Genomic DNA, 25,495 nt, shown 5'->3' with positions numbered 1-25,495 from the left:
CGGGCTTGCGTGATGGCCCGCTGATCACTGCCTGCGTTGCTCATGGGGATTCCAATAATGAAAAACCCTTATGCTCCTGCTTTCTGGTGCGTGCTCTTCGCACTGGTGTTGTTATCGGCGACTTATTTCTACGGCGTCATGCTGGCCCATCAGCTTGATAAAGCCATGGTGTTCCTCGACAGCGCCTGCGCGCTGATCGCCGCATTATCCGTTGGCGTGGTGGCCTGGGCGTCCTACCAGGGCCAGCGCACCCAGAAAAAAATCCTCGAACAAGGCAAGACGCGGGTCGCGATCTGGGACACCAAGGTCGCCCTGCGCCGGGTCGAAACGGTCTTTGATCGCTACTTCTGGGGCAGCTACTGGCAGCCTGGGCGTACGTTCCAGGAAGTCATGGGCGAACTGACCGGCACCCCCCTCGAAAAAAGCCTCGAAGCCTTGAAAAAACAATGCGTGCTGCTCGACCGACAAGTGGCCGAAGGGCGGCACTGGCTGAACAACGCCCGGGAGCTGTCCGACGTCGCCACCGCCATGGCCCGCGAGCGTTACCAGCTGGACTTCTACGACCCCAAGGCCGACACGCCGGGCAATGCGGTGATCCATCGCGAGTTTGAAGTACTGGTGTACACCTGGACCGCACGGCTGAAGAGCTTCGACCACCAGCTCGACGAAATCGACATGGAATACTCCTGACTAAGCGCAACACTTCCCCTGTGGCAAGCAAGCTTGCAGTGGAGAGCGGGCTGTTGTGGCGAGCGGGCTTGCTGTGGCGAGCGGGCTTGCCCCGCGCTGGGCTGCGAAGCAGCCCCAAAACCTGCCACCTCGGTGGATCTGCTAAAACGCAGTGAGCTTTATTGGGGCTGCTTCGCAGCCCAACGGGGGACAAGCCCCCTCGCCACAATATTCCCTCTCCACCCCCTGGGCCCCGCTGTTCGCCACAAGAGATTGCAACGAGCCCCCCCGCCAGTGCTAACCTTGCCCCGATTTTCGGCGGGCTTGAGCCGACGCCCCACTTCGGGGTTCAGGGAAGACAGCCCACTTCGCACAGGATTGGATCAGGACACTTCATGAATAAATCAGCCGTTGTACTCTTGGGTTTTGTTGCCGCCGTCGGCGTGGTCAGTGCCGGCGGTGCCTGGTACACCGGCAGCCAGCTGGAAGGGGTGTTGAAAACCACGATCGAAGACGCCAACAAGGAGATGGAACGCTCCCTGGCCGGTGTCGATGGCCGTATGACCCTGGAGATGGTCTCCCTGGATCGCGGCTGGTTCAGCAGCACCGGCCACTTCCGCCTCAAGGCTGAAGGCGCGGCGTTCGGTGAACAGTTCAAAGACAGCGAACTGCTGTTTGTCGACCGTATCGAACACGGCCCGTTGCCCGTCTCGCGCCTGGTCACCCTGAAGTGGTGGCCGGTATTGGCTACCAGCCATCTGGCACTTGAGAAGAACCCGACCACCGAAAAATGGTTCGCCGCCACCAAGGATGTGTCGCCAATCAAGGGCGTGGCCAATATCGCTTTCAACCGTTCGGTGAACGGCAACCTGGAGCTGCTGCCCCTGGAGTACAAGGACGCCACCACCAGCGTCAACTTCTCTGGCCTGAAGATGGACTACTTCAACACCGCCAAGGGTGAAGAGATCAAGGTCAATGGCTACATGGACGCCCTCAAGGTGGACCTGGTCGGCCCGGATGGCGCACCGTTCCAGGCGCAACTCAACGGCCTGACCGTGGCCAGCAACCTGTCCAAGAGCAGTTTCGGCTTTTATGTCGGCCAGAACACCGTCGAGCTGAGCAACACCCAGTTCACCTTTGGTCCACAGCAAGCGGTGCTGACCGTCAAAGGCTTCGAGCAGAAAGACAGCAGCGAGACCAAGGACAACAACCTCAGTGGCCGTGTTGATTACAAAGTCGCCGAGATCGGTTACCAGGGCAAACCTGTAGGCTCGGCGGCCATGGCCGTGAGCATGAAGAACATCGACGTGCCGGCAGCCATGGTGCTGACCAAGCTGTATCAGGACAAGATGCAACCGGTGCAGGCTGCCCAAGCTGCCGGGCAACCGATTCCAGAACTGCAACTGAGCGAAGCCGAACAAGCGCTGGCCCAGGCTAACGTTGATCTGCTGCTGGCCGCCAAACCGCACGTGGCCCTGGAAAACCTGTCCCTCAAGACCGCCAATGGCGAAAGCCGCTTCAACCTAGTGGTGGACCTGACCAAGCCGTCCACCATGGAACTGCCACCGGTTGAACTGGCCAAGCAAATGATCACACTGCTGGATACCAACCTGACCCTGTCCAAGCCGATGATCTCTGACATCGCCGCACTGCAAGCGCAGATCGGCGGCGTGACCGACCCCAAGGCCATCGAGCAGCAATCCCAGATGGCCAGCGACATGGCCAGCGACATGGCCGTGGGCATGCAACTGGCGACCCTGGAAGGCAACGACATCCTGGCCAAGCTGCACTACGCCAACAATGAAGTGACCTTCAATGGCCAGAAAATGACCGTCGAGCAGTTTATTGGCGGCGCGCTCGGCAAACTGGGTGCGGTCAGCGGCGCACAGTAAGGTTCTGTAGGCCAGCACCGAACCAAAATGTGGGAGCGGGCTTGCTCGCGAATGCGGTGTATCAGTCAACATATCCATGACTGACCCACCGCATTCGCGAGCAAGCCCGCTCCCACATTTGATCTCCACTAGCTTGTAGGACAATTCTGAACAATTGTCCTGATTTGCCCAAATCCTTACCCCGCTCGGGGATATTGCGCCCCAGGAAAGCTAGTCCGGGTCCCCAGATACCGGCGGCCTGATGCGTGTTGTACAGGCGATATCGCTACAGCTTTCCAAGTAAGGAAGCTGACGACATGTTGCGTAACCCCTCTGCCTCCGGCCCTGATCGATTGCGTCTACTGATCGGTGCCGCCCTGCTGCTGCCAACCCTGGCCGTGGCCGATCCTGCCTATGATTCCCTGATTCGCCAGGCCCGCACCGGCAACTACACGCCGGCGCTCAAGCTGTTGCGCCAATTGCCTGCCGAGCGCCAGAGCTCTGGACAAGTCAGCGACCACCTGCTGATTGCCAGCTGGGCGCGCCAGGATGACGAAGTACTCAAGGTCTATGAGACCCAGGGGCGCCAGCGCCAGCTGACCACCCAAGCGCTGACCACCGTGGCCCGCACCTATCGCAATCAACAGCGCTGGGCGCCCGCCGAGGCCGTGTATCGCCAGGCGTTGCTGCGTGAGCCGAACAACCCGGACTTGCAACTGGGCCTGGCCCTGACCCTGGCCGATGGCGGCAAAACCGCCGAAGCCGTGCAGCGTGCCCGCACCCTGGTGGCGGCCAAACCCGAGGATGTCGAGCGCCGCATGGCCCTGGGCTACGCGTTGTCCCGGGCCGGGCAGCCGTTTGATTCACTGTTCGAATTCGACCAGGCGTTTATCCGCGCCGGCAACCGGCCCGAGGTGGTGCGCGAATACCTGGTCGCCCTGCAACGTGCGCGTATGCCGGAGCCGGCCCTGCGCCTGAGCGCCCGCCATCCCGGCCTGCTGGACCCGGTGACCCAACGCCGCCTGGAAGGCGACCTGGCCGCCGAACGCGTGCGCCTGGCCGAATTCCCCACGCGCAGTGAAAGCGAGCGCTTTGTGATCGCCGACCGCGCCCTCAAGGATTACGACCAACTGCTCGCCACCTGGACCCCGGACGCCAGTGCCCATGACGATGTGGTGCGCTGGCGCATCGACCGGATGGGCGCGCTCAAGGCCCGCGCACGTACCGCCGAGGTGATCCACGACTACGAAGCCTTGCAAGCTCAAGGCGTGCAACTGCCCAGCTACGCCCTGCGCTGGGTGGCCGCCGCCTACCTCGATCAACGCCTGCCGGAAAAGGCTGCGCCGCTGTTTCGCCAAGCGGTGACAGCGTCGGACGCCGACCCCAGCAACCAAGTGGTAGACAGCACCGCGCTGTACTACTCCCTGCTGGAAAACGACCAGACTGGCGAAGCCCGCGCTGTCGCAAACGACCTGGCGAGCACGCAAAAACCTCGGGTTGAGCTCAAGGGACTGCCCCTCGGCAACCCCAACGATGCGTGGCTGGCCGCCCAGCAACTGGCGGCCCAGGCCGCGACCTACGGCGCCGATCTGCCAACCAGTGAAAAAAGCCTGGAGAACCTGGTGCGCACCTCGCCCGGCAATGTCGGCATGCGTGTGGCCCAGGCGGACATGTTCCGCGCCCGCGCCTGGCCACGGCGTGCCGAAATTGCCCTCAAGAACGCCGAAAACCAGAACCCCCGCCATATCGACCTGGAAGTCTCCCAAGGCTACAACGCGCTGGAGTTGCAGGAGTGGCGCCAGCTCGATTTGCTCGCCGATGATGTGGTCGCCCGCGCCCCGGACAATCGCCAGGTGCAACGTCTGCAACGCCTGCGCAAGGTGCATGAGATGGCCGAGCTGCGCATCGAAGCCGAGACCGGTAAAAGTCATGGCGGCGGGGCGGTTTCGGGTAGCCGCGACTGGGGCATCGAAACCCTGCTCTACAGCCCGCCCATCGATGAAGACTGGCGGATCTTTGGCGGTATCGGCTACGCCACCGCCGAATTTGAAGAAGGCACCGGCCACCACCGCTGGCAGCGCCTGGGTGTGGAGCGGCGGACCCGCGATATGACCCTGGAGGCCGAAGTCTCCAATCACTCCTACGGCAAAGGCACCAAGCAAGGCGCACGCCTGGCGATTGCGCGGGACATCAACGACCACTGGCAGTACGGCGGCAGTCTTGACTACCTGGCCGCCAGTACGCCGTTGCGTGCGCTCAATGCCAATGTCACCGCCAACGGCGGCAGCGGGTTTATCCGCTGGCGCGCCAACGAGAGTCGAGAGTGGAAACTGGCCTTGAGCCCGTCCCACTTCAGCGACGGCAACGACCGTGTCGAAGCGCTGCTCAGCGGCCGTGAGGGCGTCTACCGCTCGCCGGGCGTGCAAGTGGACCTTGGCCTGGAAGTCGCCACCAGCCGCAACAGCAAAGAAGAGGCGGCGTATTTCAACCCACGCTCAGACTTCAGCATGCTGCCCAGCGTGAGCGTCAACCATGTGCTCTATCACCGCTACGAAACCCAGTGGAGTCAGCAGTTCCAGGCCGGTGCGGGCACCTACAGCCAGCGCGATTACGCCACCGGCGCCATTGGTTTGCTCAGTTACGGCCAGCGTTATCGCTGGAACGACGTACTGGAAACCGGCGCCAACCTGAGCTGGATCAACCGACCTTATGACGGTCAGCGCGAAAGCGATGTGCGCCTGCTCGTCGACCTCACTTACCGTTTCTAGAAGAGTCCGTTCATGACCATTGTTTCCCGTTGCCTGTTGGCCCTGGGTTTTTTGCTGAGCAGTGCCTGTGCCCAGTCACCCGCGCCTTTCACGCCCCCCGCCGAACGACTCAAGCCGGTCAACGAAGCGCCGTGGCCGAAAAACCATTTCCTGGGCATTGCCTACCACGATGTCAACGACCGTGATCCCGACCAGAGAGTGGTGGCGGTGCGTACCGAACGCCTGATCGAACAGTTGTCCTGGCTGCGCGAGAACGGCTACCAGGCGGTCAGCGTCGACCAAGTCCTCGCCGCCCGCGCCGGCGGGCCAACGCTGCCGCCCAAAGCCGTCATGCTCAGCTTCGACGACGGCTATTCGAGCTTCTACACCCGGGTGATGCCGATTCTGCGTGCCTACCAGTGGCCGGCGGTGCTGGCGCCGGTGGGCAGTTGGGTCGACACGCCGCTGAACCAGCCGGTGGATTTTGCCGGCGTGCCCCGTGAGCGCGGGGAGTTTTTGACCTGGCAACAAGTGCGCGAAGTGGCGCAATCGGGCCTGGTGGAAATCGCCGCGCATACCGACGCCCTTCACAAAGGTGTGCTGGCCAACCCCCAGGGCAACATGGAGCCGGCTGCGGCCACTCGGCGCTATGATCCGGTCACCCGCAGTTATGAGCCCGAAGCGCAGTTCCAGGCGCGGATGCGCGCCGACGTCGCGGCGATTTCCAATAAGATCCGCGCCGTTACCGGCAAGGCTCCACGTGTGTGGGTCTGGCCATACGGGGCGGCGGACGGCACCTCCCTGGCGGTGGTGGGCGAGCAGGGTTACCAGATGGCCCTGACCCTGGAAGACGGCCTCGACAACCTCGGCAACTTGATGAGCAGCCCGCGCTTTCTGGTGGACAACGACCCGTACGGCGAAGACTTCGCCAACAGCATGGTCTCGGCGCAGGTCAAAGCGCCGATGCGCGTGCTGCATGTGGACCTGGATCAGGTCTACGACCCGGACAAGGCGCAAGAAGTGCGCAACCTCGACGCATTGGTCCAGCGCGTGCTGGACATGGGCGTCGACACCGTGTTCCTGCAGGCGTTTGCGGATCCCAAGGGCGATGGCCTGGCGCGTTCGCTGTACTTCCCCAACCGCCATCTGCCGATGCGTGCCGACTTGTTCAACCGTGTCAGCTGGCAATTGCACACCCGTGGCGGCCTGGTAAAGGTCTACGCCTGGATGCCCGTGCTCAGCTTTGCCCTGGACCCCAAGCTGCCCCGCGTCAGCCGTTGGGACCCGGCCACCGGCAAGGTGGCCGTCGACCCGAAACAGTACCAGCGTCTGTCGCCGTTCGATCCCAAGGTGCGCAAAATCATCGGTGAAATTTACGAAGATCTGGCCCGCACCAGCGCTATCCACGGCGTGTTGTTCCACGACGACGCCGTGCTCTCGGACTTTGAAGACGCCAGCCCCCAGGCCCTGAAAACCTACGCAGCCAACGGCCTGCCGGGCAGCATCCAGGCACTGCGCGCCGACCCGGAGGTGATGCAGCGCTGGACGCGGTTCAAGAGCCGCTACCTGATCGACTTCACCCATGAACTGACCGCCAAGGTCCGCACCCTGCGCGGCCCGGAAGTGCTCACCGCACGCAATATCTTCGCCGAACCGATGCTCAACCCGGCCAGCGAAGCCTGGTTTGCGCAGAACCTTGACGACTTCCTCCAGCACTACGACTGGACCGCGCCGATGGCGATGCCATTGATGGAAGGCCAGTCGCTGAAAAACTCCAACGCGTGGCTGGAAAAACTCGTGGCCACGGTCAAGGCCCGGCCCGGGGCGATGCAGCGCACGGTCTTCGAATTGCAGGCCAAGGATTGGCGCACCCCGGCCGCCCCGGATCTTTCCGGCGCGCAAATGGCCGAGTGGATGGGTGTGCTCAAGCGCCAGGGTGCCAGCAGTTTTGGCTACTACCCCGACAACTTCCTGGAGAATTCGCCGGATCTGAACACCGTGCGTCCGGCCCTTTCCAACAAATGGAATCCTTGACTCATGTTCGACAGAATTCTTGCTCTTCTCGTTTTGGCATTGGTGTTGGGTGTGCCCCTGGGCCTGATCTTCCTGGTCACCGGGCAGTTCCTGATGGAGTTCGTGTTTTTCTACCCGTTGTTCATGTCCGGGCTGTGGATCGCCGGCGGCCTGTACTTCTGGCTGCACTGGGAGCGCCACTGGCCATGGGCCGATGACACCCCGGCGCCGGCGCTCAAGGGCGAGCCGCTGATCTCGATCCTGATCCCTTGCTACAACGAAGGCGACAACGCCGCCGAGACCATCGGCGCAGCGTTGGCCCAGCGCTATCGCAACCTGGAAGTGATTGCGATCAACGACGGCTCCAGCGACAACACCGCCGAGGTGCTCGATGCCCTGGCGTTGCAAGAGCCGCGCCTGCGGGTGCTGCACCTGGCGCAAAACCAGGGCAAGGCCGTGGCCCTGCGCATGGGCGCCGTGGCAGCACACAGCGAATACCTGGTGTGCATCGACGGCGACGCCTTGCTCGATCGCAACGCGGCGGCCTACCTGGTGGCGCCGATGCTCGACAACCCACGGCTGGGCGCGGTCACCGGCAACCCGCGGATCCGCACGCGCTCGACCTTGATCGGTCGGGTACAGGTGGGTGAGTTCTCTTCGATCATCGGCTTGATCAAGCGGACCCAGCGGGTGTTCGGGCGGATCTTCACCGTGTCCGGCGTAGTAGTGGCGTTTCGGCGGGCGGCCCTGGACCGGGTCGACTACTGGAGCACCGACATGATCACCGAAGACATCGACGTGAGCTGGAAGCTGCAACTGGACCACTGGAGCATCTTCTACGAGCCGCGCGCGCTGTGCTGGATCCTCATGCCGGAAACCCTCGGCGGCCTGTGGAAACAGCGCTTGCGCTGGGCCCAGGGCGGCGCCGAAGTACTGTTCAAGAACATTCGCGGGATCTGGCAATGGCGCCACCGCTACCTGTGGCCGCTGCTGTTCGAATACTGCCTGTCCACCGGCTGGGCCTTCACCTTCCTGCTGTCGGTGATCTTCTGGGGCGTGGGCAAAGTCGTGCCGTTGCCCGAGGCGATTGCCGTCGGCTCGCTGATGCCACCGGCCTTCACCGGTTTGCTGCTGGCGGTGGTGTGCCTGGTGCAGTTTGCCGTGAGCATCATGATTGACCGGCGCTACGAGCGTGGCCTGTGGAAAACCCTGTTCTGGACCGTCTGGTACCCGCTGGTGTTCTGGTTGGTGAGCTTGTTCACCACCCTGGTCAGCTTCCCCAAAGTCCTGTTCCGCCAACATCAAAAACGCGCGCGCTGGGTCAGCCCGGATCGCGGCATCAAGGCGCCTGCCAAGGAAGTGAACCCATGAACCTGATCCGTACTCCACAGCGGCCTGTGATGCAGGCCATCGATATTTTCCTGACCCTGATGGCCTGGGTCGGGCTGGTGATCCTGCTGGTGCGCGGCCTAGTGCCGATGCTCGACAGCCAGGGCGGCCCGCGCATCGACGCCCCGATCTTCGCCGCGCTGAACACCTTGCAGATCTACCTGTGGATCGCCCTGTTCAATGCGGTGTTGCTGATCAGCTGGGCGCGTTACCAACAACGACGTGGCAAGCAGTTCGCACAGCGGCGAGCGGCGACCAAGGCGTTGAGTGACCACGGCTTGAGCGAGAGCTTCCGACTGGCGGCGGGGGAGCTTGAGCGACTGCGCCGGCCGGGGGTGTTGGTGATTCATAACGATCAGGAGGGTGGGGTGCAGGCGGTGACGACACACCAGCGAAAGCTGAAGCTGGTGGCGGAACGCGCCGTGTAGGAGCCGGCTTGCCGGCGATGGTCGTCAGTGTCTGAAAGTTGTGTAGATACCGATGGCCATCGCTGGCAAGCCAGCTCCTACAGGGTGGGGGTTGCGGTGCCAGTGGTCAGAAATGGGATCCAATTCACAAAACAACCGCGAACTTTTCCGCTTCTTTGGCTACTAAACCATCTCGGCACAACATTGATGGCTAACTAATGGCAACTTTCAAGTTGCGCCGAAAGCTGTATCAAAACTGATACCGCTTGTCGGAATAAAAATTCCGAATACAAGCATTTAATTGTTGCTGATAGTTTTTATCGTTATTTATCAGCAGCTTACAGGTAATTTAATTTTTAGCTTCAACTAGCCGAACATTTTGGCTGGGTGGAAGTTCGATGTTAGTTTGCCGCCCCTTGTTATTCGATGGATCGAACATGCCTTCGTTATTGCCACGGATTCGGTATTCCCTGTGTATTGCCCTGTTCGCCCTCTGCGCGTCAAACAGCGCAGTGGCTGCGACTTCGCCTGGCGATCAGGACCTGATCCGCGAGCGGCAAAATCGCCTGCTGGAAGAGCAGCGCCGGCGCCTTGAGGACCTCAAGGAATTGCCCGGCAAGGAAGTCAAACCCGCAACGCCCGCCGCTCCAGTGGATAGCCGTTGCTTCCCGATCAAGACCATTGAACTCAAGGGCGCCGACAGCCTGTCCGCCACCGAGCGCGAGCGTTTGATCAAGCCTTATATCGACCAGTGCCTGGGTGTGGCCCAGCTCAATCAACTGCTCAAGGCCGTCACCGATCACTACATCGACAAGGGCATGGTCACCAGCCGTGCCTACTTGCCGCAGCAGGACTTGTCCAAAGGGCATCTGCAAGTATTGGTGGTGGAAGGCAAGCTCGAAGGTTTGAATAGCGCCGACGACAGCCAGTTGTCGGCACGTGAGTTGGCCATGGCCTTTCCCGGTAAAAACGGCGACTTGCTCAACCTGCGGGAAATCGAGCAGGCCATCGATCAGCTCAACCGTTTGCCCTCCAACCAGGCACAAATGGAACTGGCCCCCGGCGATGCGGTGGGCGGCAGTTCGGTGCTGGTGAAAAACAACCCGCAAAAGCCCTGGCGCGCCAGCCTGTCGCGCAATAACGACGGGCAGAAAAGTACCGGCGAGCAGCAGTGGGGCGCGGGCCTTGAGTGGGACAGCCCCCTGGGCCTGGCGGACCAGTTGGTGTTGCGCGGTGGGCATGACGCGATCAGCGATCACCAGAAGACTTCAAAGAACGGCATGCTCTATTACAACGTGCCTTGGGGCTGGTGGAACTTCAGCTACACCTACAGCGAGAGCGATTACCGCGCGCTGGGCCAGGCCGACACGTTCAGCTTCAAACAATCGGGCGACAGCCAGAACCACCAACTGCGCGCCGAGCGCGTAGTTCACCGTGATGACGTGAGCAAGACCTCGGTCAACGTTGGCGTGTCCCACCTGCGCACCAATAACTATGTATTCACCACCCGTCTGGACAGCAGCACTCGCCTGAGCGAAATGCAGGTCGGCATCAACCATGGCCGGCGGGTCGGCAGTGCCTTCGTCAACATGGACTTGGGCATGCAGAACGGCATTGGCCTGCTCGATGCCCAGTCCCCGGACGAGCGCGGCGAGTTCGGCAGTCGCCAACCCAATTCGCGCTACCGCAAATACACCGCCACCGTCAGCTACCTGCAGCCGTTCACGCTGTGGGGCGAGTCGCTGAGTTTTACCAGCCTGGCCACCGGCCAACGCAGTGAAGACATGCTGTTCAGCCCGCAGCGCATGAGCCTCGGTGGCTCGTCTTCGGTGCGCGGCTTCAAGGACCAGCAACTCAATGGCGACAGCGGCGGCTACTGGCGCAACGACCTGCGCTGGTCGCGCCCAGTGCTGGTGGATTGGTTGCGCCCGGCCTTCGGCGAATACGGTGTGAGCCTGGGTTACGACCAGGGCGTGATCCGCAACGACCGCTACAACGACATCGTCCATGGCCGGGTTTCCAGCAACTCCGTGGAGCTGTTCGCCCGTGGCAAGAACGTCAGCACCAGCGTGACCTTTGCCCACTCTTTGGAACGTCCGGCAGTGATGAGCGAGCGCGAAGCGCCGATCTACTTCCGGATGGATTTCTACCTGTAATTCAACGCCTAGCCGCATCGAGAATTTGACATGGACGTCCGCCAGTTTGCCTTCCTCGCCCGCCTGCCTTCTGCTGCCTTGAAGCGTCGTGACGCGTTCTGCGGCCTGCCCAAGCGCGGTCTGGTGCTGATCCTGGCCAATGCGCTGTTCTGGCAACCGCTGCTGGCCCAGGCCGACGGCATCGTGGTCAGCGGCCCCGGCACCACAGTGGGCGCAGCGGGCAATGGCGTGCCGGTGGTCAACATCGCCACGCCCAATGGCAGCGGCCTGTCCCACAACCACTTCAAAGACTACAACGTCGGCCCCAATGGCGTGATCCTCAACAACGCCGGCGGCCCGTTGCAGTCCACCCAACTGGGCGGGATTATCGTCGGCAACCCCAACCTCAAGGGCGGCTCGGCGAATGTCATCCTCAACGAAGTCAACGGCGGCAGCGCCAGCCAGTTGCGCGGCTACACCGAAGTGGCGGGGCAGTCGGCCAAGGTCATCGTCGCCAACCCCTATGGCGTGACCTGCAATGGCTGCGGCTTTATCAACACCCCCAACGTGACCCTGACCACCGGTAAACCGATCCTCGATAACGGTCGCCTGGACCGTTACCAGGTCGATGGCGGCGCGGTGACCATCGACGGCCAGGGCTTGAACGCGAGCAACGTCGACCGCTTCGAAATCATCACCCGCACCGCCAAGATCAACGCGCAGATCAATGCGCGCAACCTGACCGTGATTGCCGGGCGCAACGATGTTGAGGCCCAGACGCTAAAAACCACCGCGCGTGCCGACGATGGCAGCGCCAAGCCGGAGCTTGCGATTGACTCCTCGGCCTTGGGCGGCATGTATGCCGGCGCGATCAAGCTGGTGGGCACCGAGGCCGGTGTCGGGGTGAAACTGGACGGCACTTTGGCGGCCAGCGCGGGCGATATCCAACTCGATGCCAACGGGCACCTGAGCATGGCGCAAGCTGCGGCCAGTGGCGCGATTGACGTCAAGGCGGCGAGCCTTGATGCCAAGGGCCCGGCCTACGCCGGCACCGCCCTGACGGTGAAAACCAGCGGCGACCTGAACACCCAGAAAAGCCTCGCAGCCCGCGACACGGTGCGCCTGAGCAGCGGCGGCCAGTTGACCAACAACGGCGTTATCGAAGCCGGCGTGAATGCCGATAACACCCGCACCACCACCGGCGACGTCAGCCTCGACGCCCGCGATATCCGCAATAAAGGCAGTGTGGTTGCCAGCCGTACCGCCACCGTCAAGGCCAGCCAGACCCTGGATAACCAGGGCGGCGTCATCAGCGCCAAAAAGGCCCTGGACGTCACCGCCAGTACTGTGGATAACCGCAACAAAGGCCGCCTGCTGACCAGTGGCAGCACCCAGTTGACTGCCGCTGCGCTGCACAACAGCCAGGGCGAAATCATCAGCGATGGCGCGTTGCAGGCCAACGTTGCACAGGTCAATAACCAGGGCGGCGTGGTGGTCAGCCACGACACCCTCAGCGTGACCGGCGACAGCCTGGATAACAGCAATAAAGGCGTGATTTCCAGCGCTGGCGCGCAAACCCTGACCCTCAGCGGCGCGCTCAACAACAGCCAGGGCGGCGCCATCGATAGCGCCGGCGCCTTCACCTTGCGCGGCAACCGCCTGGACAACAGCGCCGGTAGCCTGACCGGCAACGGCGCGCTGACCCTCGACCTGCTGGCCGATCTGATCAACCGTAACGGCAAGCTGGCCAGCGCCGGCCCGCTGTCGATCGAGCGCGTTGCAGCCCTCGACAACCAGGGCGGCAAACTCACCAGCCAAACCCTGCTGACGGTATTGGCGGCCAGCCTGGACAACCGCAACAGCGGCACCCTGGCGGCAAACGCTGGGTTGACCCTGAACACCAGCGGCCTGGTGCAAAACGACAACGATGGCCTGATCCACAGCGAAAACGCCGGCCTGAACCTCACGGTCGGCAGCCTGAACAACGCCGGGGGCAAGCTCTCGGCCAAGGCGGGCGATGCGCTGATCAACGCCGGTGTCTTCAACAACGGTAATGGCGGTGTATTCGCCGGCCAGCGCGTGCGCCTCAGTGGCGGCAGCGTCGATAACGCCGGGCAGATCGCCGGTCAGCAGGTCGATCTCAGCCTGCTGGGCGCCCTCAACAACCGTGGCCTGATCGAAAGCGCCAGCACCCTGGATATCACCGCCGCCAGCCTGAGCAACCAGGGCGGGCAATTGCGCGCACTGGGCACCACAGGCAAAAGCCGCCTGGCCATTGGCGGTGTCTTGGATAACAGCGGCGGCAAGCTGGAAGCCGCCAATGCCGACCTGAGTCTGGCCGCCGGCACGTTCCAGAACCAGGGCGGCAGCGTGCTGCATGTGGGCACCGGGGTGTTCGATATCGCCGGGATCAACCTCGATAACGTCGGCGGCAGTCTGGTGACCCAAGGCGACTTGAGCCTGGACAAAACCAACTGGACCAACAGCAGCCTGATCCAGGCCGGCAACCTCACGGTCAATGTCGACACCCTTGAGCAAACCACCAGCGGGCAATTGCTCGCGGCCAACCGTATCAAAGGCACGGGCCAGAACTGGTCCACCCAGGGCGTGATCGCCAGCAACGGCAGCCTCGACCTGAGCCTGGGCGGCACCCTCAACAACACCGGCCGCCTGACCGCCGCCACCGATTTCACCCTGACCAGCGCTGCGGTGAACAACCTCGGCACCCTGGGCAGTGGTCGCGCCATGACCCTGACCACTGGCAGCCTGCTTAACCAGAACGGCCTGCTGTTCAGCGGCGGCGATATGAGCCTGCGGGTCGAACGCCTGAAAAACCTCGGCGCCGATATCTATGCCATGGGCAACCTGAGCATCGACCGCGACGGCAAAGGAGCGTTGGCCACCAGCATCATCAACAGCTCGTCGAGCATCCAGAGTGACGGCAGCCTGAGCCTGGCCGCTGGCACTATCCAGAACATCCGTACAGTCCTGACCAGCGAGTCGGGGATCTACAGCGCGTCGATCAGCCCGGTGCAGTGCATTGAAAACGTCAACGGTGGCGACTGCGACGGCGGCAAGGAAAACCGTCCGTTCCTGATCGCCCAGCGTGATCGCCTGAGGGTCACCGACGCCAGTGCGGCCTCCAGCATTACCTCTGGCGCCAACCTGCTGTTGGTCGGCGGCGATGTGCTCAACAGCAGCAGTAGCATCGCTGCGGCCGGCAGCCTGACGGCGCGGGTCAACCAGTTGACCAACATCGGTCTCGAAACCCACGACACCCTCACCGAGCGTGTGTTCTCTTCTGAACGTACCCGTCACCCGGAAGGCTACAACCGGGCCGCTGCGCAATTTACCCAGCGTTATTCGATGGGTGGCGCAGCCTACGACCCCAATAATCTGGGTGGCCTGGAAGCGGCGATGGCCGGCTTTATCGGTGGCATGGAGCGCCAGTGGGGCGATACCAAAACCACCCAGCTGGCGGCTCCGGACCAGCGCTACGCAGCAGTGATCCAGGCGGGCGGCGCGGTGAATATCCAGGCCCAGGCCGGTATCGATAACAGCGTGGTGCGCGGCGGCTACACCTACGTCGGCAGCGGCGCGAAGACCGACACCAACGCACCGGGCTTCTCCACCCAGGTCAAGCTCAACGGGCAATTGCCACCGGACGTCGCCCAGCAACAAGTCAACCCCCTGGGCCTGCCGGGCTTCAGCTTGCCTACCGGCCAGAATGGCCTGTTCCACTTCAGCGACGGCAGCGGTGTGCAGGGCCTGCCCAACAGCCAGTTTGCCGGCAGCCCGCACAAGTACCTGATCGAGACCAACCCGCAACTGACCAACATGGCTGAGTTCTTGGGCTCCGATTACATGCTGGCCAAGTTGGGCTACGACCCCGATACCAGTCAGAAGCGCCTGGGCGATGGCTTCTATGAACAGCGCCTGATCCAGCAAGCTGTGGTCGCCCGCACCGGCCAGCGTTTTATCGACGGCCAGACCAGCGACGCCGGGGTGTTCAAGTACCTGATGGACAATGCCATCGGTGCGCGCCAGCAACTGAACCTGGCCGTGGGCGTGAGCCTTACCGCCGAACAAGTGGCGGCCCTGACCCACGATATCGTGTGGCTGGAAAGCGCCACCGTCGCCGGCCAGCAAGTGCTGGTGCCGGTGTTGTACCTGGCCCAGGCCAGCAATCGCCTGGCCCCCAATGGCGCGCTGATTTCCGGCAGCGACCTGAACCTGATGACCGGCGCCAACCTCAACAACGTCGGCACACTGCGTGCCACCAGCAACCTGGGCGCGAATATTGGCGGCGATTTGAACAATAGCGGGCTGATGGAAGCCGGCAACCGCCTCGACCTGTTGACCGGCAATAACCTCAACAACCGCGCCGGCGGCATCATCGCCGGGCAGCAGGTCAACCTGGTGGTTGGCGCCGACCTGCTCAATGAGCGCAGCGTCACCACGCACCAGAGCGCCAGCGACTACCGCATCGAGCGCACCGACTTTATCGACAACGCGGCGCGCATCGAGTCGGCCAGCACCCTGGCGATCCAGGCCGGGCGCGATATCAACAGTGTTGGCGGCGCGCTCAAGAGCGGCGGCGACACCACCGCCCAGGCAGTGCGCGACGTGAATATCGTCTCGGCACAAACCCTGGACAGCGGCGCCATTGGCAGCCGTTCGCGCCACGAGATCATCACCCAGCAAGGCTCGGTGGTTGAAGCCGGGCGCGACTTCCATGTGGTCGCCGGGCGTGATGTGAGCGCGGTGGGCAGCCAGATCGAAGCCAAGCGCGACTTGAGCGTCGGCGGCGTGCGCAATGTGAACCTCGCGTCGGCGGCCAACGAGCAGCATTCGGCGTACAACTCGAAAAAGGTCAAGAGCATCGAGGACCATGTCAGCCAGGTGTCCACCGTGCTCAAGGCCGGAGGCAACCTGACCTTGAATGCGGGTGAGGATTTGCTGTTGCTCGCCAGTAACGTCAGCGCCGGCAATGAGGCGTACCTGGTGGCTGGCAAGAACCTGGCCCTCAAGGCCGCTGAAGATCAGGACTACAGCTTCTACAGCAAGACCAAGAAAACCTCGTCCGGGAAAAAATTCCGCCTCGATGAAACCGACACCATCAACAACGTGGGCAGCAGCGTCAGCTCCGGCGGCAACAGCACCCTGGTAGCCGGTGAAAACCTGCTGCTGGCGGGCAGCACCGTGGCCGCCGACAAAGGCGCGGCAAAACTGGTGGCGGGCAAGGATGTGCAAATCGTCGCCGTGACCGATGCCGAAAGTGCGCGGCATGAGCGCAAAGAAAGCAAAAGCAGTTGGGGCGGGCTGAAGTCGAGCAAGGTCCAGGACAAGGTTGACGAGAAACGCACCATGGCCGTGGGCAGCATGGTTTCCGGCGAGACGGTCAGCGTGGTGGCGGGGCAGGATGCGACAGTGACCGGCTCGGCGCTGGTCAGCACCGGCGACCTGGCCGTACAGGCCGGGCGTGACCTGACCATTGATGCGGCGCAGAACACCTTCTCGCGCACCGACATGCACAAGGAAAAGAACCGCGACCTGACCGGCGTATTGACCGGCAATAAGCTGGGCCTGGACGACATCACCGGCAATCAGCACCTCTCGATCAGCAGCAACAAACACAACGGCACCGCCCAGGAAACCACCCTGACCGGCAGCACCATCGGCTCCAGCGAAGGCAACGTTGCGCTGATTGCCGGGCGTGAGTTGAACGTGGTCGCCAGTGACCTGGTCAGCACCAAGAACATGGACCTCAGTGGCGCCAACGTGACCATCACCGCCGGTGCTGAAACCGCGCGGCAAACCACGCAAGACAGCTCCAAGAGCCTGGCCGTGGGTCGGGTGATCGGCGGTGCCGTGATTGATACTGCGCGCAGCATCCACGATGCCACCGAAGCGGCGAAGAACGCCGATGACCCGCGCCTCAAGGCGGTGAAAATCGCCCAGGCTGCGCTGGCGGCCTACAACCTGGGTGGCCAGGCGTCGGACGCCAACGGCCAGAGCGCCGGCTTCAAGAACAAAGAGGGCGGCTCGCCCAGCAACGGGTCGTTGATCAAGATCGGCACCGAACTGGCCAACACCCGCAGCAAGGCCAGCAGCGAGTACAACAGCCTGACGGCGCGCCAGAGCACGCTCAATGCCGGGCAGGATCTGTCGATTGTCGCCACCGGCGAAGCGCCCGGCACCCAGGGCAATATCGAGATCACCGGCAGCAGTCTGAAAGCCGCCAACACCTTGTTGCTGGCCAAGAACAACGTGTTGCTACAAAGCGCCCAGGACACCGTCGACCGCAAGAACGATGGCTCGACCAACAAGACTGCCATTGGCGCCAGCTTCAACATCGGCGAGCAGAACGGCTTCACCCTCGACCTGGGTGCGCAGGGCGCGAAAAACAACGGCAATGGCAACTCGGTAACCCAGGTCAACACCACCCTGGACACCGGCTCGCTGCTGCTCAAAAGCGGCGGCGACACCACCCTTGCCGGTGCCCAGGTGCGCGCCGATCGCATCCAGGCGGACATTGGCGGCAACCTCAATATCCTTTCGCGCCAGGACACCGAATCGTCGCGCAGCAAGCAGAGCAGCGCAGGCTTTGGCGCGAGTATCTGCATCCCGCCGTTCTGCTACGGCTCCACCGTCACCGGCTCGGCCAGCATCGCTGCGGCCAAGATGAACAGCGACTACAAGGCCGTGACCGACCAGACCGGCCTGTTCGCGGGAGCGGGTGGCTACGACATCAATGTTGGCAAGACCACCACCTTGCAGGGTGGGGTGATTGCCAGCGAAGCGGCGGCGGTGAAGAACCGCTTGAGCACCGATCGCCTGATCGTCAGTGATATCAAGAACACCAGCGAGATCCAGAGCCAGTCGGCGGGGCTCTCTGCATCGTTCAGCAGCAGCGGCGGCACTTCACCGGGTGGCAGCATTCCGGTGGCGCTCAAGGAAGACGAGCGCAGTCACACCCGCAGCGCGGTCAGCGATGGCACGATTGTGGTCCGCAACCCCGAGGGCGCCAATGACCTGGTGGGGCTCAACCGCGACACCGCCAATGCCAACCAGAAGCTCGACCGCCCAGACGAAAAGGCCATGCAGGAGCGTATCGACCTGATCCAAAGCTCGGCGCAATTGGCCAGTGGGGTGATCGGTGCGGTGGCCAAGGCCAAGGCCGATGAAGCCAAGAAGCTTGGGCAAGAGGCAAAAGACCAGGCCACTGCGGGCTCGCCAACGGCGGGTGCTGCGGCCCAGGCTTACGAGGCGGCGAATGCCGAGGCGCTGCGCTGGCAAGTGGGTGGCGACAAAAAACTGATGGCCGATATTGCGTCCGGGCTGATTGCCGCCGGGCTGGGCGGCGCTACCGGCGGCACGGCGGTAGGGATCGTGGCCAATACGTCGGCCAGCGATATCTTCAATAAAATCGGCAGTTTTGCCGACGAGCAGAAAAACCGTAAAGACATCGACAGCGCAACCAAGGCCGCCTGGGCCGAAGGCGGCGCAGCGCGCGTTATGTTGCACGCATTGGCCGGCGCTGCGTTGGGGCTTTCCAGCGGCAATGTACAGAGCGGCGCGTTGGGTGCGGGCGCCTCGGCGGCGCTGATGCCCTCGATTCTGCAAGCGCTGGAAGACAGTGGCATGAAAGAGGCCGACCGTAAGGCCGTGGCTACGCTGATTGCCTCCGGCGTGGGTACGGCGGTCGGTTCCGGGCATGGCACCGGCGGCGCCATTGTTGCCGGTGGCACTGCGGCCAGCGTGGATCGATACAACCGTCAGTTGCACCCGGACGAGATCAAGTTCGCCTCCGACAAGGAGCGCGTCGATCGCTATGCACAAGCGCAGGGCATCACCGAAGAGCAAGCACGCATAGAGCTGCTGCGAACGGCGGCGGCGATGGTCGATCGCGGCTGGAACACTGTGTTGGGTGTCGAGGATGGCAACACCACGACGGCGGCCAGTTTCTTGCGCAGCGAGCTTTCGCAGTCCAAAAGCGCGGACCTGTTCCAGGTCAGCCTGGCCGATTACAACAATGAACGGCTGGGTCTGTCGCGCCTGATGAAAGACCGGCCGTCGGTTGAAAACCTGGTCAAGTACATTGAGCTGGTCGACCCTTACAAGTACCTGCATGACCCGAAAAACATGGCCGAAATCCTCAATGCCAAAGGTCAGGGCAGTGCCGAGGGTATTGCCAATGCCGTAGAGGATCTGGCCAGTTTCGGTTCCAAGACGGCGCTTTGGGCGATGAGTACCGTCAATTGCCCAAGCTGTGGCGGCCGGCAATTTATCGCGGCGGTAGAGGCGGTGCAGAGCTTGCCCGAAGAGCTGAGGCTCAAGGGCTATCTGGACACCCTGCATATCATGCAGGGCTATGGTGCCGACGTGCTGCGCCAGAACGAGATGATCGCCACCTCTACCGGCGTAGGCCTCGGCCTGGGCGGCGCGGGTGTCGGTAGTGCTGGCGCGACGACCACCCGCCTGACCGGCGAGCTGGCCGGGGCGGTGGGCAAGCGCTTCACCGGTATCATCAACGAAGCGGCCGAGCAGGCACTGCTCAAGAGTGGCGGTATCTATGGGCCTGATGGCAAGCCGCTGATGGACCTTGGGGTTTTGACCAGGGAGCAGAAAGGTGTGATGGGGGACTTGTTTGGCGAGCGCTCTGTGCGGCAAATCGTTCCAGAAGGACAGAAGCTGGCCCGCGTGCCGGGTAACGGGGAAACAGGGGTCGATGATCTTTATAAGGTCACTCGCCCGGATGTCGACTTTGTTGTTATCGAGTACAAGTTCGTTGGGGATAACAAGAAGTCTGGCTCCTCGGGGTTAGGCAATACGCAAGATGGCAAGCAAGGCTCGACCTCATGGATTCTTGGCGGCGATCGTCTGGAACGTGCAGTTGGAGAAAATCAGAGTATGGATGTACGGCTCGCCGTGGACGCGAACCGCACGGAAACTTGGGTCGTGAGAACGCGTCCAGATGGCGCGACAGAAATTGAAGTGCTTGATTCCCGCGGAAAAATCAAAGCGGTAGACACGTCTAAAATTTTACCGTCCGAAAGACGTTAATGAGGTTCTCCATGATTCGCGCACCTTTGGGAGATAAACAGTATTGGGATGGTCGTGAGGCAAAGGATCTGCAATGGATAGAGCGCGTGAGCCAAACGTTGTCGCAGCCGTCGGCCAATCCGGTATACAGAGCGCAATTTGCGTTCGACTTTGCCAAAGATAATTTGCGTGCAGCCATTCGCGTCTACTCGCGAGGCAGTCCTGTTGCATCGATGGCTATGTACTTTCCCGCCATCATGGATGCATGGGAGCTTTCCAATCGAGAGTCCGACACGATATGTGCTGAAAATGCGCTGCAGACTTGCCGTGACTGGACCTTCGAGTTGGCGGACCTGAACCACTACATCTGGTGTTTCTGGTTGGTGAGCCTGGCGCTGGCGCTGGAGATTCCCGACGACCAGTGGCGTCGGCTGGTCGCCTTGATCGGCGAAGGCGGGCAGGACGTTCTGCTGGATCGAATCATCGCATCCCGTCAGCCAGGGCGCGTGATTGGTGAACAGCTATTGCACGCCAAACCTTATGCGAGGCTGCTCAAGGCCATCGACGCGCCCCAGCAACAGCAGGCCTCGCTGTTGCGGGCGTTCGTGGAACATTGGTACCCGGAGCTGAACCGACGCGGTAAACAGCAACCCTGGTGGTATGTCTATGGCGACCCGGTAAAACACCCCCTTGAGATGGGTAGCTACTTCGGCCGCTGGTGCTTTGAGGCGGTTGCCGCGGTCAAGGCGTTCGGGCTCGATGACAGCGCCTGCCTGGGGCATGAGCATTACCCTGGCGACTTGCTCCACCCCAGTGAAGACGTTATCCCGGCACCAGCCCCTGCCCGCGTAGAAAAAGCCGGCTGGCTGGCGCGGTTGTTTGGGCGCTCAGATGAATGAGCCATCACTTGTACAAGTACCGGCATGGCATTGGCGTGGCTTTATTGCTGGCAGCGTTATTGAACGGCTTCTTGCGATTTGATGGTAGTTGGAAGCGTTTTTTGACCATGGCGTTGGTGCAGCTGTGGTTTGGCCAGGCGGTCTATAACTATGCGCGAGGCGCCAGGGTGGCCATCGCGCCTGGCGGCATGAGCAAGGACGCCGACCCGGAGTGGCGTGCGGCGTTGGCTGGCTTTTCCCTGTTTTTATATGGGGTCGTGTTCTTTTTGAGTTTTTGATCCCGGCAGGGCCACCCCAGCCCTGCTATTGCCACGGAAAACCGTATATGAAGAAAGTTGCCTTTATCCTCGCAGCCCTGGCCCTCGCAGGCTGCCACTCCAATGCCCGCGACTCGTCGCCCAGCCTGTTGAAAGATGGCGTGCAGTTGCAGCAGAACACCGTCGTGGCCGATGCCGAGCACGCCAAGGTGATCATGCGTGCCACCGGGTTTACCTACCCCGTGCAGTTCTCCGTGCGCCGTGGCGGCGATGCCGACCAGCGCCCGGAGATCCTTGGCACGGTGGTGGATTCGGGCCGGGGCAAGGTGTTCGGCTGGATCGCCAAGATGAGCGAGGTGGCCAACAGCGCGGCGGTCAAGCGCTTCCCGCAGGTGGAAGTGCTGGCCGACCCGCAGCAGACGATTGAAGTGTTGGGCGAGTCGCGGGTGTACGACTCGAACTACTACCGCTACGCCGAAAAAATTGTCTACGCCTGTGGCCCGATGAGCACGGCGTTCAAGCCACAAAAGCAGAAGGTTTACCTGGTGGAATTCGTCATCGTCGGCGCTGGCTGCGAGCAGCATGCCTATGACATCACCGACCCCGCGCAGCGCATCCCCGTCCCCGCGTCCTGAATCATGCACCCTACAACCGCCGGGCACATTGGCGGTGTTGTCCGTAGTAAATGGAGTTTCAAATGAAGCGCAAGCAGTTCCAGAAAACCCTGTTGGCCATGATGGTCAGCGCCGTTGCCGCACAAGTCAGCGCGGTAGAGTTCGACGTCAGCACAGGGCAGAACGTATGGGCCTCCCAGACGTTCAACGAACCTGTAACCCTGGTCGGCTCGCGCAATGTCGTATCGACCCAGCCCAGTGCCGATGGCGTGAATGTTTCCCTGAGCAATATCCAGGGCACGCTGCGCAACAACGCCAACCTCACCCTGGATGCCGGCGGCAAAGCCGTGCGTGGCCTGATCGTCGATGGGGCGTTGGATCAGATGCTCACCACCACCGGCAGTAACATCACCGGCGATATCGTCCAGGCCGGCAATATCCACCTGAGCAACACGATCTGGGCTGAAGGCTTTGAAGTGGGCGCCAGCAACGTGGGCGGCAGCATCATCAACTCGGGCAATATCACCCTGGTTGAAGTCCCCGGCTCCGGCGATGAGTCCGATGGCGAGGGTATCTACCTCAACGGCACCACCGTGGCGGGCGACGTGGTCAACAGCGGCGTGGTGGATGTCACGTCCTACTACGGCTACGGCCTGATCCTCGATACCCACAACAACATGCCGGTCACCATCGGTGGCAAGCTGCTCAACTCCGGGACCATTCGCGTTACCGGTCAAGAGGCCCTGGGGATCGAGATCGAAACCGATACCAACCCCCTGCGTATCGAAAACAGCGGTCTGGTTTCTGTCAACGGTGCGCAGTCGATCGCTGTGCAACTGGATGCGGGCACTTACGATTACCTGCTCAACACCGGCACCATCGAAGCCCACGGCAGCAACGCCATGGCTTTCAACGTGCAAGGCGCGACCTTTGACACCACCTCGCCGAGCGGTGAGCGCGGCCTGATCAACCGTGGCCTGATCAGCGCCGACGCGACCGCGATCAAGATCAACCCGCAGTACCAGTTGACGCCCCTGGAGATCAACCAGCAAGCCGGGGAAATCCGCAGCAACGCCGGCACCGCCATCGACGGCGGCAACCTGGCGAGCCTGAACTGGACTGGCGGCAAAATCGTGGGTGATGTACTCGGTGTTACGGGTGTGAACATCAACGGCCAGGCCGATTTTACCGGCGCGCGCATTGGTAGCCCGGTATCGGTCAACGCGGGTTCGTTGAACCTGTCTGGCGCCGGCACCACCATCACTGGCGACCTGAATGTGGCCAGCGGCGCCGGGATTGATATGCGCCTGTCCAACAGCGTCGTGCCGACCACGCCTTACCTGACGGTCAGCGGCGCCGCGAATTTCGCCCAGGGCTCCAACGTGACCTTGAGCGCCAAGCCCGGTGATTTCACCGCAGCGCCCAGCGGCACCGAATACACCCTGCTGCAAGCCGGCAGCGTACAAAACAGCGGCCTGACGGTTGCCAGCAGCTCGTCGTTGCTCGATGTGCTCAGCTACTCGGCCGATGCGCAGACGGTCAAGGCCGTGGTGGGTCTCAAGCCAGACGAGCAGGTACAAACCGACCTCGGCGGCGTGGGGGCAACGACCTCGGCAGTCACCGCCGTGAACCTGCTGAAAAACGAAGTGTTGGGGCAACTGAGCCAGGACGACGCGGTGTTCCAGGCCGTGGCCAACGCCGGCAGCGCCCAGCAACTGGCGCGAATTGGCGAACAGCTCAAGCCGGACGTAAACCGTGGCGCGCTGGACGTGGCCTTGTCCGGGCAGACCGTGATCAACGGCGCGATCCTCAATCGCCTGGCCGGCCAACGCGATGGCAGCGAACGCGGCGGTGTTTGGGTGCAAGGCCTGAGCAGCAACATGGACCAGGACGGTCGCGGTGGCGACAACGGCTACTCGGCCAACAGCAGCGGCGTGGCCGTGGGCGTGGACGGGCGCTTGAACGACAGCACCCGTGTGGGTGTGGCGTACAGTTACCTCAACTCCAACATCCATTCGGACCTGGGCAACAAGACCGAAGTGCAGGGCAACGCCTTGTCGCTGTACGGTAACTGGTCGCTGCAAAACTGGTTTGTCGATGGCAGCCTGAGCTACGGCGTCAACGACAACGACAGCAAGCGCCACATCGCCGGCACCACCGCCAAGGGCAGCTACGACAGCCAGGCGTTGTCGGCCAGCGTGATCGGCGGCTACAGCTTCAAGGCGTCGGACAGCGTGCTGATCGAACCGCGTGTGGCGGCGCGTTACTCCAGCGTGCACATGGACAGCCTGCATGAGAAGGGGTCTTCGGCGGCACTGAACACCGGTTCCCAGCGTTACGAAGTCGGTGAACTGGGCGCTGGCCTGCGCGTGGCGGGCAACCTGCCCCTTGGCGCCGGTAGCCTGCAACCGGAAGCGACCTTGATGGCCTATCACGACCTGATGGGTGATCGCGTGGCGCAGACGTCCAGCTTTGTGAATGGTGGTTCGACGTTCAGCGTGACCGGCGCATCGGTAGCGCGTGACAGCTATGAAGCCAGCGTGGGCGTGAACTATCAGGTCTCGGCGTTCAGCGTCGGCGCCAGCTACACCCGTCAGGCCCGCAGCGGGTTTGATGCCGACGGCGTCATGCTCAAGGCGCGTTACGCCTTCTAAACAGTCCTTGTAGGAGCGAGCTTGCTCGCGAAAAACGTCCAGACGACGCGTTCATTCAGCAAATGCGCGTTATCGTTTACGTGCTTCGCGAGCAAGCTCGCTCCTACAGGAATGGACGAAACAACTTGAGAACCGCTCTCAACCCCGTAAAATGCCGCAGCACTTATCAGGGATGAATTCGAAGATGCGCGTTTTTGCCTTACTGCTGGCCCTGTCCTTCCTGGCCGGCTGTGCTTCCAAGCCTGCGTACTACATCTCTCCAGCACCCGTGACCATTCCCAAGAACGCCACCTTCTGGGTCGATACCTTCGACGTCAAAGTGGTGGGGCAGGGCAGGATTTTCATGTCGGACGCCAAAGTCCGCGAGCAACTGGGCGTCGATCTGGTCGACCGCCTGCTCAAGGCCAAGCGCTACGCCAGCAGCAAGCAAACCGCTGACTACTTGCTGGACGTGGATATCGTCTACGTGCGCCATATCCTCGATTCCAAGGGCGGCATCACCAGCCTGGTGGTCGACGACAACACCATCCTGCAAAGCATCGATTTTGGCTACAAGGTCAAGGTCAGGAAAGCCGACGCCGAGGTGCTGCATTTTGCCCAGGACCGGGGTGGCTTGGTGCCCAACAACTGGGGCGGCCAGGTGCAGCAATGGAAGACCATTGGCGGGATCCTGACCAACGAAGGCAACGCCAATATCGAGCGCCATTTCACCGGAGGCTTGAGCAATTACATCGTGCACGACCTGCGGGCCATACCTGCACGCTAACTCCCGGATTTCTTCACTTAGGAGCACCC

At 62.2% G+C, this 25,495-nt stretch carries 13 protein-coding genes; all 13 read left to right on the top strand.

Annotated features, from left to right (window positions below; all coding sequences use genetic code 11):
• Window positions 1-57: 57 nt before the first annotated feature.
• Complete coding sequence (locus tag HBO09_RS04880; RefSeq protein WP_169991653.1) at window positions 58-690, top strand: NADH:ubiquinone oxidoreductase subunit N; 633 nt, start codon at window positions 58-60, stop codon at window positions 688-690.
• Between the two features lie 374 nt (window positions 691-1,064).
• Window positions 1,065-2,561, top strand: coding sequence for a YdgA family protein (locus HBO09_RS04875; protein ID WP_169991655.1), 1,497 nt, complete (start codon window positions 1,065-1,067; stop codon window positions 2,559-2,561).
• A gap of 296 nt (window positions 2,562-2,857) precedes the next feature.
• Entirely contained in the window at window positions 2,858-5,308 is a 2,451-nt protein-coding gene (pgaA, locus tag HBO09_RS04870) for a poly-beta-1,6 N-acetyl-D-glucosamine export porin PgaA (protein ID WP_169991657.1), read from the top strand.
• Window positions 5,309-5,320: 12 nt separating this feature from the next.
• Window positions 5,321-7,321, top strand: coding sequence for a poly-beta-1,6-N-acetyl-D-glucosamine N-deacetylase PgaB (gene pgaB / locus HBO09_RS04865; RefSeq protein ID WP_169991659.1), 2,001 nt, complete (start codon window positions 5,321-5,323; stop codon window positions 7,319-7,321).
• A 3-nt stretch (window positions 7,322-7,324) separates the two neighbouring features.
• On the top strand, window positions 7,325-8,671 hold the full coding sequence (gene pgaC, locus HBO09_RS04860) for a poly-beta-1,6-N-acetyl-D-glucosamine synthase (RefSeq protein WP_169991661.1): 1,347 nt from the start codon (window positions 7,325-7,327) through the stop codon (window positions 8,669-8,671).
• The gene (pgaD, locus tag HBO09_RS04855; RefSeq protein WP_169991663.1) at window positions 8,668-9,117 is read left to right on the top strand and encodes a poly-beta-1,6-N-acetyl-D-glucosamine biosynthesis protein PgaD; all 450 of its coding nucleotides are present in this window, start codon (window positions 8,668-8,670) and stop codon (window positions 9,115-9,117) included. The genes pgaC and pgaD overlap by 4 nt, the downstream gene beginning before the upstream one ends.
• Window positions 9,118-9,533: 416 nt before the next feature.
• Window positions 9,534-11,252 carry a ShlB/FhaC/HecB family hemolysin secretion/activation protein gene (locus HBO09_RS04850; protein ID WP_169991666.1) on the top strand — a complete coding sequence of 573 codons (1,719 nt, stop codon included), beginning with the start codon at window positions 9,534-9,536 and terminating at the stop codon, window positions 11,250-11,252.
• Between the two features lie 30 nt (window positions 11,253-11,282).
• Window positions 11,283-20,297 (top strand): hemagglutinin repeat-containing protein, encoded by a 9,015-nt coding sequence (locus HBO09_RS04845; protein WP_169991669.1) that lies wholly within the window; start codon window positions 11,283-11,285, stop codon window positions 20,295-20,297.
• An 11-nt stretch (window positions 20,298-20,308) separates the two neighbouring features.
• Window positions 20,309-21,175, top strand: coding sequence for a PoNi-like cognate immunity protein (locus HBO09_RS04840; protein ID WP_169991671.1), 867 nt, complete (start codon window positions 20,309-20,311; stop codon window positions 21,173-21,175).
• A gap of 35 nt (window positions 21,176-21,210) precedes the next feature.
• The gene (locus tag HBO09_RS04835) at window positions 21,211-21,453 is read left to right on the top strand and encodes a hypothetical protein (protein WP_169991674.1); all 243 of its coding nucleotides are present in this window, start codon (window positions 21,211-21,213) and stop codon (window positions 21,451-21,453) included.
• Between the two features lie 47 nt (window positions 21,454-21,500).
• Entirely contained in the window at window positions 21,501-22,067 is a 567-nt protein-coding gene (locus tag HBO09_RS04830) for a hypothetical protein (protein WP_169991677.1), read from the top strand.
• A gap of 62 nt (window positions 22,068-22,129) precedes the next feature.
• Window positions 22,130-24,700 (top strand): autotransporter outer membrane beta-barrel domain-containing protein, encoded by a 2,571-nt coding sequence (locus HBO09_RS04825; protein ID WP_169991680.1) that lies wholly within the window; start codon window positions 22,130-22,132, stop codon window positions 24,698-24,700.
• Between the two features lie 184 nt (window positions 24,701-24,884).
• Window positions 24,885-25,466: a hypothetical protein gene (locus tag HBO09_RS04820; RefSeq protein WP_169991683.1), complete on the top strand. Its 582-nt coding sequence runs from the start codon at window positions 24,885-24,887 to the stop codon at window positions 25,464-25,466.
• Window positions 25,467-25,495: the final 29 nt, after the last annotated feature.

Source organism: Pseudomonas sp. WS 5027 (assembly GCF_012985695.1).
Classification (GTDB): domain Bacteria; phylum Pseudomonadota; class Gammaproteobacteria; order Pseudomonadales; family Pseudomonadaceae; genus Aquipseudomonas; species Aquipseudomonas hygromyciniae.
The sequence above is the reverse complement of the archived record's forward strand: the minus strand, read 5'-3'. Positions and strand labels throughout refer to the sequence as shown.